General features: G+C 69.5%; 15 protein-coding genes. All 15 read right to left on the minus strand.

All coding sequences use genetic code 11. From position 1 onward, the window contains the following. Positions 1-15 precede the first annotated feature (15 nt). The 15 genes from AB0924_RS29270 to rho all read right to left on the minus strand — a co-directional run bounded on the left by AB0924_RS29270 (position 16) and on the right by rho (position 15,137). A complete protein-coding gene (locus tag AB0924_RS29270; RefSeq protein WP_199212019.1) occupies positions 16-252 on the minus strand; it encodes a F0F1 ATP synthase subunit C in 237 nt (78 codons plus the stop codon). A 69-nt stretch (positions 253-321) separates the two neighbouring features. After that, positions 322-1,092 (minus strand): F0F1 ATP synthase subunit A, encoded by a 771-nt coding sequence (atpB, locus tag AB0924_RS29275; RefSeq protein ID WP_358936070.1) that lies wholly within the window; start codon positions 1,090-1,092, stop codon positions 322-324. Between the two features lie 273 nt (positions 1,093-1,365). Further along, positions 1,366-1,803, minus strand: a complete 438-nt coding sequence (locus AB0924_RS29280; protein WP_366912956.1) for a hypothetical protein — start codon at positions 1,801-1,803, stop codon at positions 1,366-1,368. Between the two features lie 137 nt (positions 1,804-1,940). Then, positions 1,941-2,276, minus strand: a complete 336-nt coding sequence (locus AB0924_RS29285; protein WP_366912957.1) for a hypothetical protein — start codon at positions 2,274-2,276, stop codon at positions 1,941-1,943. 220 nt (positions 2,277-2,496) lie between these two features. Next, complete coding sequence (locus tag AB0924_RS29290) at positions 2,497-2,847, minus strand: hypothetical protein (protein ID WP_366912958.1); 351 nt, start codon at positions 2,845-2,847, stop codon at positions 2,497-2,499. 264 nt (positions 2,848-3,111) lie between these two features. Continuing rightward, positions 3,112-4,449, minus strand: a complete 1,338-nt coding sequence (locus AB0924_RS29295) for an MraY family glycosyltransferase (protein ID WP_366912959.1) — start codon at positions 4,447-4,449, stop codon at positions 3,112-3,114. A gap of 152 nt (positions 4,450-4,601) precedes the next feature. After that, the gene (glyA, locus tag AB0924_RS29300; protein WP_366912960.1) at positions 4,602-5,840 is read right to left on the minus strand and encodes a serine hydroxymethyltransferase; all 1,239 of its coding nucleotides are present in this window, start codon (positions 5,838-5,840) and stop codon (positions 4,602-4,604) included. Positions 5,841-5,960: 120 nt separating this feature from the next. Further along, positions 5,961-6,638, minus strand: coding sequence for a protein-tyrosine-phosphatase (locus tag AB0924_RS29305; RefSeq protein ID WP_358935936.1), 678 nt, complete (start codon positions 6,636-6,638; stop codon positions 5,961-5,963). Continuing rightward, positions 6,635-7,282, minus strand: a complete 648-nt coding sequence (locus AB0924_RS29310) for an L-threonylcarbamoyladenylate synthase (protein ID WP_358935934.1) — start codon at positions 7,280-7,282, stop codon at positions 6,635-6,637. The genes AB0924_RS29305 and AB0924_RS29310 overlap by 4 nt, the downstream gene beginning before the upstream one ends. A 52-nt stretch (positions 7,283-7,334) precedes the next feature. Continuing rightward, a complete protein-coding gene (prmC, locus tag AB0924_RS29315; RefSeq protein ID WP_358936068.1) occupies positions 7,335-8,174 on the minus strand; it encodes a peptide chain release factor N(5)-glutamine methyltransferase in 840 nt (279 codons plus the stop codon). A 72-nt stretch (positions 8,175-8,246) separates the two neighbouring features. Continuing rightward, positions 8,247-9,314 (minus strand): peptide chain release factor 1, encoded by a 1,068-nt coding sequence (gene prfA, locus AB0924_RS29320; RefSeq protein ID WP_358935932.1) that lies wholly within the window; start codon positions 9,312-9,314, stop codon positions 8,247-8,249. Between the two features lie 108 nt (positions 9,315-9,422). Continuing rightward, positions 9,423-9,644, minus strand: a complete 222-nt coding sequence (gene rpmE / locus AB0924_RS29325) for a 50S ribosomal protein L31 (protein WP_015657814.1) — start codon at positions 9,642-9,644, stop codon at positions 9,423-9,425. A gap of 199 nt (positions 9,645-9,843) precedes the next feature. After that, entirely contained in the window at positions 9,844-10,983 is a 1,140-nt protein-coding gene (locus tag AB0924_RS29330) for an LCP family protein (RefSeq protein ID WP_366912961.1), read from the minus strand. 196 nt (positions 10,984-11,179) lie between these two features. Then, positions 11,180-12,892, minus strand: a complete 1,713-nt coding sequence (locus AB0924_RS29335; protein WP_366912980.1) for a trypsin-like serine protease — start codon at positions 12,890-12,892, stop codon at positions 11,180-11,182. 229 nt (positions 12,893-13,121) lie between these two features. Then, on the minus strand, positions 13,122-15,137 hold the full coding sequence (gene rho, locus AB0924_RS29340) for a transcription termination factor Rho (RefSeq protein WP_366912962.1): 2,016 nt from the start codon (positions 15,135-15,137) through the stop codon (positions 13,122-13,124). Between the last annotated feature and the right edge of the window lie 336 nt (positions 15,138-15,473).

A 15,473-nucleotide genomic window follows, 5' to 3' on the forward strand; every position in this document is an offset into this window, starting at 1 on the left:
TCGGGTAAGAGGGAATTACTTACCGAACACGAACGGCATAACGATGCCGATGAGGGCGAGCGCCTCACAGAAGGCGAAGCCCAGGATCTGGTTGGCGCGGATCAGGCCGGCCGCCTCGGGCTGACGGGCGAGGGCCTGGGTGCCGTTGCCGAAGATGATGCCGACGCCGATGCCGGGGCCGATGGCCGAGAGGCCGTAACCGACGGAACCGAGGGAACCGGAGACAGCGGCGAGGGTCTCAGTGGCAGCCATGCTGAATCTTCCTTCTCTTTACGGACCGGTGGGGATTGGCCACCGGACGACTGGGGGGTGTGTTGAGGCTCAGTGGTGCTCGGCGAGAGCGCCCTGAATGTAGGAGCAGGCCAGCAGTACGAAGACGTACGCCTGGACGGCCTGCACGAAAAGCTCGAAGCAGATCATGACCATGGTCATCACGAAGGAGATGCCGGCGGCCGGGATCATCCAGCTGTTCAGCAGGTACCAGGAGGCGACGGTGAACATCACCAGCATCAGGTGACCGGCGAACATGTTGGCGAAGAGTCGCACCGCGTGCGTGAACGGGCGGACGAACAGGTTCGAGAAGAACTCGATGACCATCACGAGCGGCAGCACCGCGCCCAGCGACTTGTCGTAGCCCGTGACGTTCTTGAAGAAGCCGACGAAGCCGTGGCGCTTGAAGGTCAGGCCGACCCACAGGACCCAGACGAGCAGGGCGAGCACGACGGGGAAGGCGAAGACCGAGGCGACCGGGAACTGGGCCAGCGGGATCACGGACCAGATGTTCATCAGCCAGACGAAGAAGAAGAGGGAGACCATGAGCGGCACCCACTTCTCGCCCTCCCGCTTGCCGAGCGTCTCGTAGACGATGCCGCGGCGCACGAAGTCGTAGCCGGCTTCGCCGATCATCTGCAGCTTGCCGGGGATGACCTTGGCGTTGCCGAAGGCGGCCCAGAAGAAGGCGATGACGACGACCGTGGTGACGAGCGCGAGCAGCATCACCTTGTTGAATTCGAAGCCGCCGACCGTGGCCATCGGCTTGAACAGGAACGAGTGCAGGCCCGGAGCCGGGAAGCCACACCCGTTGTCGGACATGATCCGACAACTCCAGTCAAAGGCGAGCTGGGTCTGGTCAGCACTCACCGCGGGCTCCTTCGGCGTGACGCATGGGTACGGCAACCTCGTTGTGTCGGCGCGGCACAGGGCCGCTGATCGGCACCGGACTGGTGTAACGGATGTGGGGGCGGCTGGGGGGCATCAAGCCTCGCGATTGAGCAGGCGTCAGCTCGGATGCCCGCGCCCGCGATGCCGCAGTTGGCACCGGACGATAGCAGGAGATCTCACAGGCCTTTATCCCGCCCCTACCCCTCACGACGGCGGCCCCGTCTTCTCGTGCTTCTCACTCTTCGCTGGGTCGGGATCGACATAGAAGATCTTGGCCTTCATGTGTGCGCGCGCCTGCGCGGCCATCCACACGACGGTCGTGACGACCAGCGACACGGCGAACGCCTTGGCGTTGAAGAGAGAGGTGCCCTTGAAGACGGCGACGAAGATCAGGAGGAGCAACAGCTGAGCCATGTAGAGCATCAGCCCCATGGCCTGGAACAACTGCGGGAGCGTTTTTGCCGTCCACTGCAGCACGTAGAGGCCGATTCCCATGAACAGGACGGCCAGCACCGTGCCGACGGCCGCGCCGAGAGCACCCTTGCCTCCCGCGACCGCGGCGCTCACGGCGACGGCGATCACGCCGGCGGCCGCTGCGGGCACAGCGATCTGCAGTAGGTTCCGGGCGTCATTTGACGGCATGGCGGCAACTCCGCTTTCACAGGGGGGCAGGTGTCGTCATGGACGAGCGTAGTCCCGGGCTGAGTAGTCGAGACCTCACACCGGCGGACCGTCGCACTACGGTCCTTCGGTCCTATCCGGGGTTCTCGTGAACCGTATCACAAACTATTTGATGAGGTCTTTACCTGCTGGGTGTGCTGACTGTCACACATGAGTGTGATGGCGCGCGTCTGTGCAAATACCGAGCCTATGTGTCTGGTATTGGGGGGGTTTGCTCCCCCACGAGATGGCAATGCTCTAGTCAGATTCTTACCTTGCCAACGGGTGCCGACCGCTTGCTCGGCACTGCGGGCGGCGCTCCCGAGGCGCCCACACCTCTCACGGCCGCTCGCAGCCGTACCGCCCGTGGTGCCCGGCGTCACCGAACGCGGCAGCCACAACCGCGCCAGCACCAGCACCAGCACCAGCACCAGCACCAGCACCAGCACCAGCACCAGAGTCCGCCGTCCTGCTGGAGTCCGGCACGCGCAGACCGTCCTGGCCCGGCTCGATCAGACGTCCCGCCATGCGCGGATGACAGGAGCCGAACCTTCGGACCCGGACGGCTCCGCGCCGAGGACACGGAAGCGCAGACAACGAAGCGGAATGACGACCGCGGCCCCACCGATTTCGGTGAGGCCGCAATCCGAAGTCACCCAGCGATGACTACTTGCTTCAGCAGGAAATCTGCTTGATGCCCGATCCCTTGCTCCATGCGATTCCGCCGTAGGAGAAGTCGTCCGTCCTGCGAGCGCCAATGGAGAATTCCGGATCCCTCGCGGCGGCGACGGTGACCGAGAAGCACACCTTGTGGCCGCAGCTGTTCTTGACCCTCACGTACCGGTCGAAGCGCTTGTTGTACCACTTCACCACTTTGACGCAGGTGGCCGCCTGCGGCGCGGATTCCACCTGCACCTTGGATACGGCTTGCGTGCCCCGAGGAGCTGCCATCGCCTGGCCGCTGGAGACGCCAAGCGCCCCCAGGACGACCGTCGCAGCGAGTATGGAGCCCATGATCTTACGCACAATTTCCCCTTTTCCTGGTGCCTAGAAGGTGGCGGTCACTCACCTCGACACCGAGCAAGATTTTTAGCACGTGCGTACGAAACTGGGCAACGCTCAGCAGGCCGCCATGTCCGGAACGGCCGGATGTTGATGTTTTTGGCTCGATAATGCCGCGAAGGCGCGAGACAGCACAATCTATTTCCGCTTCAACAATTATCGGCATTCCGGTTCACCGGGTTGTGCAGAGTGGCGGCATCCGCCGCGCCCCTCGAGCCGATCCGAGATTCAGCGCGACGTGTCGACCGGGCGGTGTTCCGTGAGTGTCGCCCGGGAACCGACGGCGGTCGCCCCGTTGACCCTGGAGACGCCTGCGGCCACCGGGCTGCCTTCCGCCGACTGCTCCTCCGAGTCCGGCCTGGTGGTCTCCAGGGTCACGGCAGCCCCGCCCGAGCCACGCCGCCTGCGGTACCGCGGCGGCACGAAGTTCTGTGCCCAGGCGGGGACCCGGGGGGTGAAGCGGGGCAGGAGGAGCAGGATCAGGCCGATGGCGCTCAGGAAGACCACGCCGAGCACGATCCACATCGACGCCGAGTTGACCGAGTAGGCGAGCGCGCCGAAACCGATCAGCGCCGACCAGAAGTACATGATCAGCACCGCCCTGCTGTGGGAGTGGCCGATCTCCAGCAGGCGATGGTGCAGATGGCCGCGGTCCGCGGCGAACGGCGACTGGCCGCGCCAGGTGCGGCGGACGATGGCCAGCACCAGGTCCGCGGCGGGCACGGCGATGATCGTCAGGGGCAGCAGCAGCGGGATGTAGACGGGCACCGTCTGGTGCACCGCCGCCTTCTCCGAACCCGTGAACAGGGCCAGCGCGTCCGGGTCCACCTGACCGGTGATGGAGATCGCGCCGGCGGCCAGCACCAGCCCGATCAGCATCGAGCCGGAGTCACCCATGAAGATCCGCGCCGGATGCATGTTGTGCGGCAGGAAGCCCAGGCACATGCCCATCAGGATGGCCGAGAACAGCGTCGCCGGGGCGGCGGCCTCGATGCCGTACGAGTACCAGATCCGGTAGGCGTACAGGAAGAACGCGGCGGCCGCGATGCAGACCATGCCGGAGGCCAGGCCGTCGAGGCCGTCCACGAAGTTCACCGCGTTGATCGTGATGACGACCAGCGCCACCGTCAGCAGGGTGCCCTGCCACTGGGTCAGCGCCACGTTGCCGACGCCCGGGACGGGCAGCCACAGGATCGTCAGACCCTGCATGACCATGACGCCGGCGGCGATCATCTGGCCGCCGAGCTTGATCAGCGCGTCGATCTCGAACTTGTCGTCGAGGACACCGATCAGCCAGATCAGCGCGGCCCCGGAGAGCAGCGCCCGCGGCTCGTTGGACTTGGCGAAGACCTCGTTGAGGTTGGTCATGTGGTCCGCGACCAGCAGGCCCGCGCACAGTCCGAAGAACATCGCGATCCCGCCGAGCCGCGGAGTGGGTTCCCGGTGCACGTCACGTGCCCGGATCTCCGGCATCGCCCCCGCCACGATCGCGAACTTCCGTACCGGCCCTGTCAGCAGGTACGTCACCGCGGCCGTGATGCAGAGCGTCAGCAGGTATTCACGCACGGGCTTCCCCACAGGTCTCGCTGGCCATCACAGCCTCACACCCTAGCGACGGACGCTTATGGTTGAGGACTTCCGGGTAGCGACGATGGTTGCACGGGTGGCTGTGAGCCACCGCGCGCGTCCGGGTCCACGCCCCTTCCGCCTACCCTGGTTCACTTCGGATACGGCGGGAATCCGCCGGTCAGCTCGCGCACCTCGGCCCGCGTGGCGGCGGCCTCCGCCTCGCCCCGCAGGACGGCGGCCATGAGCGCGGCGATCCGGACCATCTCCGGTTCTGCCATGCCCTGCGTCGTCACCGCGGCCGTGCCCAGGCGCAGCCCGCGGCCGTCACCGTGGGGAAGGACACAGCAGTCCAGCACGATCCCGGCGGCCGCGAGCCGTCCGCACGCGGTGCGTCCGTCCACGCCGAGCGGGGCCGGATCCGCGGTGATCATGTGGGTGTCGGTGCCGCCGGTGATCACGTGGAGCCCCTCGGCGGTCAGATGGCCGGCCAGCACCCGTGCGTTGGCGACCACCTGGTGGGCGTAGGCGCCGAAGGCCGGGGTCGCCGCCTCGCCGAAGGCGACGGCCTTGGCGGCGATGGTGTGCATCTGCGCGCCGCCCTGGGTGAAGGGGAACACGGCCCGGTCCACCCGCTCGGCCAGTTCGGCGCCGCACAGGATCATCCCGCCGCGGGGGCCGCGCAGCACCTTGTGCGTGGTGGCGCAGACGATGTCCGCGTACGGCACCGGGCTGGGCGCCGCTCCCCCGGCGACCAGGCCGATCGGGTGCGCGGCGTCGGCGATCAGATACGCCCCCACCTCGTCGGCGACGTCCCGGAAGAAGGCGTGGTCGAGGTGGCGGGGGTAGGCGATGGAGCCGCAGACGATGGCCTTGGGCCGGTGGTTGCGGGCCAGGTGCCGGACCTGGTCGTGGTCGATGAGGCCGGTCTCGGCGTCGACGCCGTAGCCGACGAAGTCGAACCAGCGGCCGGAGAAGTTCGCGGGCGAGCCGTGGGTGAGATGGCCGCCGTAGGGCAGCCCCAGGGCGAGGACGGTGTCGCCGGGGCGCAGCAGGGCGGCGTAGGCGGCCAGGACGGCCGAGGAGCCCGAGTGGGACTGCACATTGGCGTGCTCGGCGCCGAACAGCGCCATGGCCCGCTCGGCGGCCAGGCGTTCGGCGACGTCGACGATCTCGCAGCCGCCGTGGTGCCGGGCGCCGGGATAGCCCTCGGCGTACTTGTTGGCGAGCGGCGAGCCGAGGGCGGCCAGCACGGCCGGGGAGGTGAAGTTCTCGGCGGCGATGAGCTGGAGCGTCGTCGACTGCCGGTCCAGCTCTCCGAACAGGATGTCGGCCAGCTCGGGATCCTGTTCCCGCAGGACATCGGTCTCGAGGGTGCGGGTGACCGACATGGCGGGCTCCGGACGGTCGACGGTGACGTGAGTCCAATGTAGGCCCGGGATGTCCGGTATGCGCGCATTGCTCCGCTTGTCGCCGCCGCCCCACTCGCGGGCCGGCGGTGCCCGCCCGCGTCAGGCGCGGGCGGGGACCCCGGTGAGAGCGGTCACCACGGGATCGAGCGCCTCGTGTATCTCGTCGCCGATCGAGCGGAAGAAGGTCAGCGGCGCCCCGTACGGGTCGTACACCTCGTCCGCCTCCGCGGTCGGCGCCAGCAGCCAGCCGCGCAGCGCGGCCGCCGCGCGCACCAGGGCGCGCGCACGCACCACCACGCCGTCCTCCAGCGAAGGCAGCGTGGCGGGGTCTATGGCGCGCACCAGGCGGGTGAACTCCTTCAGCGTGAAGGTGCGCAGGCCGGCCGAGTGCCCCATGGAGATGACCTGGGCGCGGTGGTCGCGGGTGGCCGTGAGGACGAGGTCGGCCATGATGACGTGCTCGTCCAGCAGTTCCCGGCCGGTGAACCCGGAGGCGTCGGCGCCGAACTCGGCCAGCACGGTCTCCGCGTTGGCCTCCATGGGCGCGCCCTCGTGGCCCCAGGTTCCGGCGCTCTCCACGATCAGCCCGCCGCCGAGCACACCGAGCCGCTCCGTCACGAAATGACGGGTCAGCCGCTCGGTGATCGGTGAGCGGCACACGTTGCCGGTGCTGACGTGGAGGATGCGGAAGCAGTCGCGCGGAAGCCCGACGAACGTCGTCGTGATCTCCGCGGCGCTCTCCCTGCCTATGCCACGCCCCGCGTCAGGGGCCGTCAATTCGCCACCTCGAGGTCGGGTACGACCTTCCGCAGCTCCTCCGGGGAGAGCGCGCCCGCCCGCAGCAGCACCGGCACCTCGCCGGTGACGTCCACGATGGACGACGGCACGTTGCCGGGCGTCGGGCCGCCGTCGAGGTAGACGGAGACGGAGTCGCCGAGCATCCGCTGGGCGGCGTCGCAGTCCTCGGGCGCCGGGTGCCCGGTGAGGTTGGCCGAGGTCACGGCCATCGGGCCGACCTCGGTGAGCAGCTCGATGGCGACCGGGTGCAGCGGCATGCGCACGGCCACCGTGCCACGGGTGTCGCCCAGGTCCCACTGCAGGGACGGCTGGTGCCGGGCGACGAGCGTGAGGGCGCCCGGCCAGAAGGCGTCGACCAGCTCCCAGGCCAGCTCGGAGAAGTCCGTCACGAGGCCGTGCAGGGTGTTCGGGGAGCCGATCAGCACGGGGGTGGGCATGTTGCGGCCCCGGCCCTTGGCGGCCAGCACGTCGGCGACCGCCTCGGAGGAGAACGCGTCGGCGCCGATGCCGTAGACCGTGTCGGTCGGCAGCACCACCAGCTCGCCCCGGCGGACGGCGGACGCGGCCTCGCGCAGACCCGTCACACGGTCGGTCGCGTCGTTGGTGTCGTATCGCCGTGCCATGTCTAGCGGGCCTCCTCGTGCGGGTACTGCGGGCTGGAAGTCGTCGGGGCGCTCACGGCAGCGCCTTGCGGGCGGTCGCGAACCGGGGGCGGTTGTTGAGGTCCGGGTGGTCGGCGGCGTCGGCCCAGCCCCGCTCCTCGGTGAAGATCCAGGGCACCTGGCCGCCCTGGGTGTCGGCGTGCTCGATGACGACGACCCCGCCGGGCCGCAGCAGCCGGTGCGCGGTGCGCTCGATGCCGCGGATGAGGTCGAGGCCGTCCTCGCCGGAGAACAACGCCATCTCGGGGTCGTAGTCACGGGCCTCGGGCGCGACGTACTCCCACTCGGTGAGCGGGATGTACGGCGGGTTGGAGATGACCAGGTCGACCTGGCCGTCGAGGTCCGGGAAGGCGGCCAGGGCGTCGCCCTGGCGCAGGTCGACCCTGGACCCCTCGACGTTCTTGCGGGTCCACTGGAGCGCTTCCTCGCTCAGCTCCACGGCGTGCACGCGCGAGCGCGGCACCTCCTGGGCGAGCGCGAGCGCGATGGCGCCGGAGCCGGTGCACAGGTCGACGATGCAGGGCTCGACCACGTCCATGGCGCGCACGGCGTCTATGGCCCAGCCGACCACGGACTCGGTCTCCGGCCGGGGCACGAACACACCCGGCCCGACCTGGAGCTCCAGGTACCGGAAGTAGGCCCGCCCGGTGATGTGCTGCAGCGGTTCGCGCTGCTCACGCCGGGCGATGACCTCCCAGTAGCGGGCGTCGAAGTCGGAGTCCTTGACGGAGTGCAGCTGGCCCCGCTTCACGCCGTGCACGAACGCGGCGAGCTCCTCCGCGTCGGTGCGCGGCGAGGGCACGCCGGCGTCGGCCAGCCGCTGGGTCGCCTGGGCCACCTCGGCGAGCAGCAGACTGCGGGGGCTTGGGGGTCGCCCCCCAGTTGGTGACTGCACGCAAGTCCTCCGTGTACTCGTACGCGCCTCTTACGCGGCCGCCAGCTTCGCCGCCGAGTCGGCGTCGACGCAGGCCTGGATCACCGCGGCGAGGTCGCCGTCCAGGACCTGGTCCAGGTTGTACGCCTTGAAGCCGACGCGGTGGTCCGAGATGCGGTTCTCCGGGAAGTTGTAGGTGCGGATCTTCTCGGAGCGGTCCACGGTGCGGACCTGGCTGCGGCGGGCGTCGGCCGCCTCCCGCTCCGCCTCCTCCTGCGCCGCCGCGAGCAGCCTGGAGCGCAGGATACGCAGCGCCTGCTCCTTGTTCTGCAGCTGGCTCTTCTCGTTCTGGCAGGAGGCGACGACTCCGGTCGGCAGGTGCGTGATGCGCACCGCGGAGTCGGTGGTGTTGACCGACTGGCCGCCGGGTCCGGAGGACCGGTAGACGTCGATCCGCAGGTCGTTCGGGTTGATCTCGACGTCGACCTCCTCGGCCTCGGGGGTCACGAGGACACCGGCGGCGGAGGTGTGGATACGGCCCTGGGACTCAGTGGCCGGCACGCGCTGCACGCGGTGCACGCCGCCCTCGTACTTCAGCCGGGCCCACACGCCCTGGCCGGGTTCGATCTGCCCGCGGGCCTTCACCGCGACCTGGACGTCCTTGTAGCCGCCCAGCTCGGACTCGGTGGCGTCGATGATCTCGGTCTTCCAGCCGATCCGCTCGGCGTAGCGCAGGTACATGCGCAGCAGGTCACCGGCGAACAGCGCGGACTCGTCACCGCCGGCGCCGGCCTTGATCTCCAGGATGACGTCCTTGTCGTCACTGGGGTCGCGCGGCACGAGGAGCAGGCGCAGCTTCTCGGTCAGTTCCTCGCGCTGCTTCTCGAACTCCTTGACCTCGGCGGCGAAGTCGGGGTCGTCGGCGGCGAATTCGCGCGCGGTCTCGATGTCGTCGCCGGTCTGCTTCCAGGAGCGGTACGTGGCGACGATCGGGGTGAGCTCGGCGTAGCGCTTGTTCAGCTTGCGCGCGTTGGCCTGGTCGGCGTGGACCGACGGGTCGGCGAGCTTCTTCTCCAGGTCGGCGTGCTCGGCGACGAGTTCATCGACGGCCTCGAACATCTTTCGGCTCCTGATACTGCGGTGAGGACAAGGGCGGGCGACCAAAAACGCCGGTCCCGGGCACGCCCCGCAAGAGGGCGCGACCGTGGACCGGCGATCTGGGGCTCGCTACTTCTTGGAGCCGGCGGCCTTGCCGAAGCGGGCCTCGAAGCGGGCCACACGGCCACCGGTGTCGAGGATCTTCTGCTTGCCCGTGTAGAACGGGTGGCACTCGGAGCAGACCTCGGCCCGGATGGTGCCGGACTCGATGGTGCTGCGGGTGGTGAACGACGCGCCACAGGTGCAGCTGACCTGCGTCTCGACGTACTCGGGGTGGATGTCGCGCTTCAAGGTGTCTCCTAGGTTTCGGGAGGGCGCCGGGTCGCAGCCGCTGGGTGCGAAAGCGTGAACCGGAGCCGACGTACCAGTCTGCCAGGACTGGCGCCATCCCCCAAAACCGGGGGCCGGGGCCGTCTATTCCCGGGGGCGTTTCCCCGGGAGCTTCCCGGTGATTCCCCAGAGCCGGGTGCGGGGGCGGCCCGGTGCGGGGTCAGCCGCTGACGACGCCCTTGGCCCCGCCCGCCGCCGTGCCCTTCGTGGCCGACGCGGGAATGGGCCGGTCGTTCTTCAGGGCCGTCCAGATCCGCTCGGCCTTGGCCTTCTGCAGCAGGACCCGGTTGGGATCGGCCGGGTCGTACTGGACCGGCATCGTGACCATCCGCATGTGGGAGGAGCCGATGCCCTTCAGGCCGCCCGCGAAGTCCGCGAGGGCGTTGACCGAGCCGAGGTCGGAGTCGGTGGTGACGGCCTTGGTGGCGGTGTCGGCGAGGTCGTACAGCTTCTTGGGGCTGCTGAGCACGCCGACGTGCTCGGCACGGTCGAGCAGCGCCTTGACGAAGGCCTGCTGGAGCTGGATGCGGCCCAGGTCGGAGCCGTCGCCGACGCCGTGCCGGGTGCGGACCAGGGCGAGCGACCGCTCACCGTCGAGGGTGTGGGTGCCGGCCTTGAGGTTCAGGTGGCTCTGCGGGTCGGCGATGGCCTTGGTCGTGGTGACCGGGACCCCGCCGAGGTCGTCGATGAGCTTCTGGAAGCCGGCGAAGTCGACCTCGAGGTAGTGGTCCATGCGGATGCCGCTGAGGGACTCGACCGTCTTCACGGCGCAGGCCGCGCCGCCGGTGGAGTAGGCGGAGTTGAACATCACGCCGGACGCCGCCGGGTGGCTGCCGCCCTTGGTGTCGGTGCAGGCGGGGCGGTCGATGAGGGTGTCGCGCGGGACGGAGACCGCACTGGCCTTCCTGTGTCCCTTGTACACGTGGACGATCATCGCGGTGTCGGAGCGGGCACTGCCGTCGTCCGTGCCGCCGCCCAGCTTCCGGTTCTTCCCCGAGCGGGTGTCCGAGCCGAGGACCAGGATGTTCTCGGAACCGTTGTCGATCTTCGTGGGCCGTTCGTCGCCGAGGGCCTGGTTGATGTCGACGCTCTTCAGGTTGCCGTTGAGCTTGAAGTAGACGTACCCGAGACCTGTGCCGCCCAGCACCACCACACCGGCGGCTGCCCACGCGGTGGCGAGCAGGGCCTTGCGGCGCTTGCCGGGAACGGCGGCCTTGCGGCGGCGGCCCCCGCCTCTTCGCTGCGGGCCGGTGGTGACCGGCTCCGTTATGCCGGGCTCCGGCGTGCTTTCGGCGGACACGTCACTCCTAGGTCTCGTCTGTCGTTTACCCCCTGCTTTCAGGGTCAGGCGCGGTCGTCACCGCCCCATCGTCGCTCTGCCTGGTCAGACGGAGAAACTCGGCACAGGGTTGCACAGCGCACGGTGCCCACCGCGTGCGGCGAGGGGCACCGTGCGTGACCGCGTGGTCCTCGGTGAGCCGGGCTCACCTGCGGATTCAGCCCCAGATGTCGTACGCCTGGAAGCCGGTGCCGACCGAGACCCTTGTGGCAAAGATCTCGCTTGTGCCCTTTCCGGTGCCCTTGTACAGGTACAGGGTTCCGCCGGGGGTGCGGGCCAGGAAGTCGGCCTTGCCGTCACCGCTCACGTCGCCGACCGCGTCGAAGGCGTTGTAGCCGGTCCAGGCGCTGCGCACCTCGACCCGGGTGGAGAAGGCCCCGGAGCCGGACTTCCCGGTGCCCTTGTACAGGTACAGGTCGCCGTTGCTCGACTTGCGGGCGAGCAGGTCGGCCTTGCCGTCGCCGTTGAAGTCCCCGTGGCCCCGCACCGAGTTGTACTGGTCCCAGCCGGTGCTCACCTTCACCTTGGTGGCGAAGGTCCCGTTGCCCTTGCCCGCGTACAGCCACAGCGCGCCGTTGGAGTCGACGGAGAGCACGTCGGGCAGGTAGTCGCCGGTGACGTCGCCCGGGGTGATGATCCGTTTGCGGGTCTTCCAGCCGGTGAAGATCTTCGTCTCGGTCCAGCTCCCGCTGGTGCGGGCGCTGTTGAGGGCGAAGTGCTCCCAGTACACGTCGCCGGTGGAGCCGACCCGGTAGACGATGTCCTGGTAGCCGTCCCGGTTCAGGTCGGCCTGGAGGGCGAGGTTGACCCCGCCCCAGTCGCCCCAGGAGATCCGGGAGCCGAAGGACGTGCCCTTGGAGTCCTTCTCGTAGCCGGTCTTCGTGGACGAGGCGCGCACGAAGAGGTCGGCCTTGTTGTCGTCGTAGCTCAGGTTGCTGTCGTCGAGCTGCGGGTAGACCGCGCCCGTGTACTTGGCGACCTTGCTGAAGACGCTGTAGGCGCCCTTCTCGACGCAGTCCACGACGCCCCAGGACACCACGCCGGCGATCCGGCCGTTCACCACGAGCGGCCCGCCCGAGTCGCCGTTGCAGGCGGAGTCGGTGCCGGTGTCGCTGCCGGTGGCGGGCTTGCCCGCGCACACCATGTGGCCCTTGACGAAGTCACTGCCGTAGTAGCCGGAGCAGGTGCTGTCCGACTGCACGGGCAGGGTGGCAGTCTTCAGTGTGTCGGAGATGTCGTCGCTGGTGGAGCTGGTGCGGCCCCAGCCGTAGACCTTGGCACTGGTGCCGGTGGCGTACGAGGCGGTGTCGCCGGAGGTGACCATGCGGATCGGCGTGGCCTTGACCGGGACGGCCAGGGTGAGCACGGCGATGTCGTTGTCGATGGTGGCCGGGTCGTACGACGGGTGGTTCCACTGGCGCAGTACGCCGGTGGCCTGGCCGCCGTGCAGGTCCGTGGTGCCGGCGGCGTCGGTGGTGGGCAGCTGGTCGGTGCCGGTGACGACGGCGCCGTAGGCCTTCCAGTTGTAGGCCTTGTTCTTCCCGTCCCGCACACAGTGCGAGGCGGTGAGGATCTTGGTCGGCGAGACGACCGAGCCGCCGCAGAAGAAGCCGATGTCGTCGCTGGTGGCGCTGGTGCCCTTGTCGTCGAAGTACCAGAGCTGGGCCATCCAGGGCGCCGAGGAGATGGTGGTCTCGCTGCCACCGATGATCTTCGGCGAGACGGCCGAGGGGCTGCTGGTCTTCGCCGGCTGCTCGGAGCCGGAGGCGCCCGCGATGCGCTTCTCCAGCGTGGCCCGGGACGGCTGGGCGACGGTGGGTGCGGTGCCGGGTTTCGGCAGGGCGGTGGCCGCGCCGGCGGAGGCCGTCATCAGCGCGGCGGTCACGGCGGCGGCGACACCGGCCGCGGCAAGGGGGACGGCAAGACGTATCCGGCGTCTGTGCCGCCCGGGCTCGGGCGTGGGCAAGGCGGTTCCCCCCCAGGGAGAGATGTGGTGAGTGGGGCGCGTGATGCGCTCCCCTCCCTCTCAGCGCCAAAAGGCCGCCCCCCGTCACGTGGTGACGGGGGGCGGCCCTCGTTTCTTACCCAGTGCCTACCGGCTAGTCGCCGTTGCCGGGCGTCGGCGTGGTCTTCTGGATCTGCATCAGGAACTCGGCGTTCGACTTCGTCTGCTTCATCTTGTCGAGGAGCAGTTCGACCGCCTGCTGCTGGTCGAGGGCGTGCAGCACCCGGCGCAGCTTCCAGACGATGGCGAGCTCGTCGGGGGCGAGCAGGATCTCTTCCTTACGGGTACCGGACGCGTCGACGTCCACCGCCGGGAAGATGCGCTTGTCGGCGAGCTTCCGGTCGAGCTTGAGCTCGGCGTTGCCGGTGCCCTTGAACTCCTCGAAGATCACCTCGTCCATGCGGGACCCGGTGTCCACCAGGGCGGTGGCGAGGATGGTGAGCGAGCCGCCGTCCTCGATGTTGCGGGCCGCACCGAAGAACCGCTTCGGCGGGTACAGGGCGGTCGAGTCGACACCACCGGACAGGATGCGGCCGGAGGCCGGGGCGGCGAGGTTGTACGCACGGCCCAGACGCGTGATCGAGTCGAGCAGCACGACCACGTCGTGACCCAGCTCCACCAGGCGCTTGGCGCGCTCGATGGCCAGCTCGGCGACCGTGGTGTGGTCCTCCGCCGGGCGGTCGAAGGTCGAGGAGATGACCTCGCCCTTCACCGACCGCTGCATGTCGGTGACCTCTTCCGGACGCTCGTCGACGAGGACGACCATCAGGTGGCACTCGGGGTTGTTGTGGGTGATCGCGTTGGCGATCGCCTGCATGATCATGGTCTTGCCGGTCTTCGGCGGGGCCACGATCAGACCGCGCTGGCCCTTACCGATCGGCGACACGAGGTCGATGATGCGGGTGGTCAGCACGCCCGGGTCCGTCTCCAGACGGAGGCGGTCCTGCGGGTACAGGGGGGTCAGCTTGTTGAACTCCGGGCGGCCACGGCCGTGTTCGGGCGCCATGCCGTTGACGGAGTCGAGGCGGACCAGCGCGTTGAACTTCTCGCGGCGCTCGCCCTCCTTCGGCTGGCGGACCGCACCGGTGATGTGGTCACCCTTGCGCAGGCCGTTCTTGCGGACCTGGGCGAGGGAGACGTACACGTCGTTCGGGCCGGGCAGGTAGCCGGAGGTCCGGATGAAGGCGTAGTTGTCGAGGATGTCCAGGATGCCCGCGACGGGGATCAGGACGTCGTCCTCGGCGACCTGCGGCTCGGCGATGTCGTCGCGGCCACGGCGGCCACGGCGGTCGCGGTAGCGCCCGCGACGGCCACGGCGGCCGCCGTCGAAGTCGTCGTCGTCCTGCGGGCCGCTGTTGCGGTCCTGCCGGCCGCCGCCCTGCTGCTGGCCCTGCTGCTGACGGTCCTGCCGGTCCTGGCGGCCGCCGCCCTGCTGGTCGTCGCCCTTGCCGCGGCGGTCCCGGTCGCGGCCGCGCTCGCGGCGGTCACGACGGCCACGGCCGTCGCCGTCACCGGCGTCGCCACGGGCCTCGCCCTGCTGCTGCGCGGGCGTCTCGCCCTTGGACTCACCCTTCGCCTCGGCGGCGACGCTCTCGGCGCCGGCGGCCGGGCTGCCCGCCTCGGCGGTGGCACGGCGGCGACGCCGCTCGGCCGGGGCGTCGTCTCCCACGCGCTCGGCTTCGCCCGCACGGGCGGCGCCACCGGCCGGCTGACCGGGGATCTCGATCTGCTGCTGGGCCACGGCCTTCTCGGCGGGAGCCTCGGCCGCCTTGTCCGCCTTCTTCTCGGCGGCGTCCTCGCCGGTGCGGGCCTTGGAGGTGGCCCGGCGCTTGGGCTTGGTCTCGGTGGCCGCCTCCGCCTTGGGAGCGGCGCCCCCTCCGGCCTGGGCCTCCTTGATGACCTCGATCAGCTGGCTCTTGCGCATACGCGCGGTGCCCCTGATGCCGAGGCCGGATGCGACCTGCTGCAGCTCGGCCAGCACCATGCCCTCGAGGCCGGTACCGCGGCGCCGCCGGGAGCCGGCACCGCTGGCAGGCGCGGAGGCGTCCGTGGCGGGCGCGGCAGCGGTCTCCTCGACACGTGCGCCCATCAGATCGGTGGTGTCGCTCACGAAGGGTCCTTCCCTGGAGCGGACGTCGGCCTGTCTGGCTCGGCGACCGGTTGTGCTGTCCGGATCACGGTCCTGTCTTCGATGAACCGTGCCGGGGCGGTGGTCCGCCAAAGCGGCGGAAGAGAATTTCTGGTGATGGCGCTTCCGCGAGTCGTGGCACCCAGTGTCACGTGGCGTGGTAGCACCGATTCCGGAGCGTGCCCAGAGTCCCGCTCAGAGTCCGCATACGTCGTACTGCCCAGGTACGGCGCACGGAACACGGAGTGGTGTGGGAGGCTCCCGGAAGGATGTCTGTCCCGGACGGGGACACGAAGCACCTCGCCATGGTGGGGTCGG

Source organism: Streptomyces sp. NPDC047869 (assembly GCF_040704065.1).
Taxonomy (GTDB): domain Bacteria; phylum Actinomycetota; class Actinomycetes; order Streptomycetales; family Streptomycetaceae; genus Streptomyces.

Excerpts from the sequence above, each read along its gene's own strand:
- AB0924_RS29280 (WP_366912956.1), bottom strand. The coding sequence starts at position 1,803 with ATGCCGTCAAATGACGCCCGGAACCTACTGCAGATCGCTGTGCCCGCA.
- glyA (WP_366912960.1), bottom strand. The coding sequence starts at position 5,840 with ATGTCGGTCACCCGCACCCTCGAGACCGATGTCCTGCGGGAACAGGAT.
- prfA (WP_358935932.1), bottom strand. The coding sequence starts at position 9,314 with ATGTTCGAGGCCGTCGATGAACTCGTCGCCGAGCACGCCGACCTGGAG.
- AB0924_RS29270 (WP_199212019.1), bottom strand. The coding sequence starts at position 252 with ATGGCTGCCACTGAGACCCTCGCCGCTGTCTCCGGTTCCCTCGGTTCC.
- AB0924_RS29335 (WP_366912980.1), bottom strand. The coding sequence starts at position 12,892 with ATGACGGCCTCCGCCGGCGCGGCCACCGCCCTGCCGAAACCCGGCACC.
- atpB (WP_358936070.1), bottom strand. The coding sequence starts at position 1,092 with ATGTCCGACAACGGGTGTGGCTTCCCGGCTCCGGGCCTGCACTCGTTC.
- AB0924_RS29310 (WP_358935934.1), bottom strand. The coding sequence starts at position 7,282 with ATGGCACGGCGATACGACACCAACGACGCGACCGACCGTGTGACGGGT.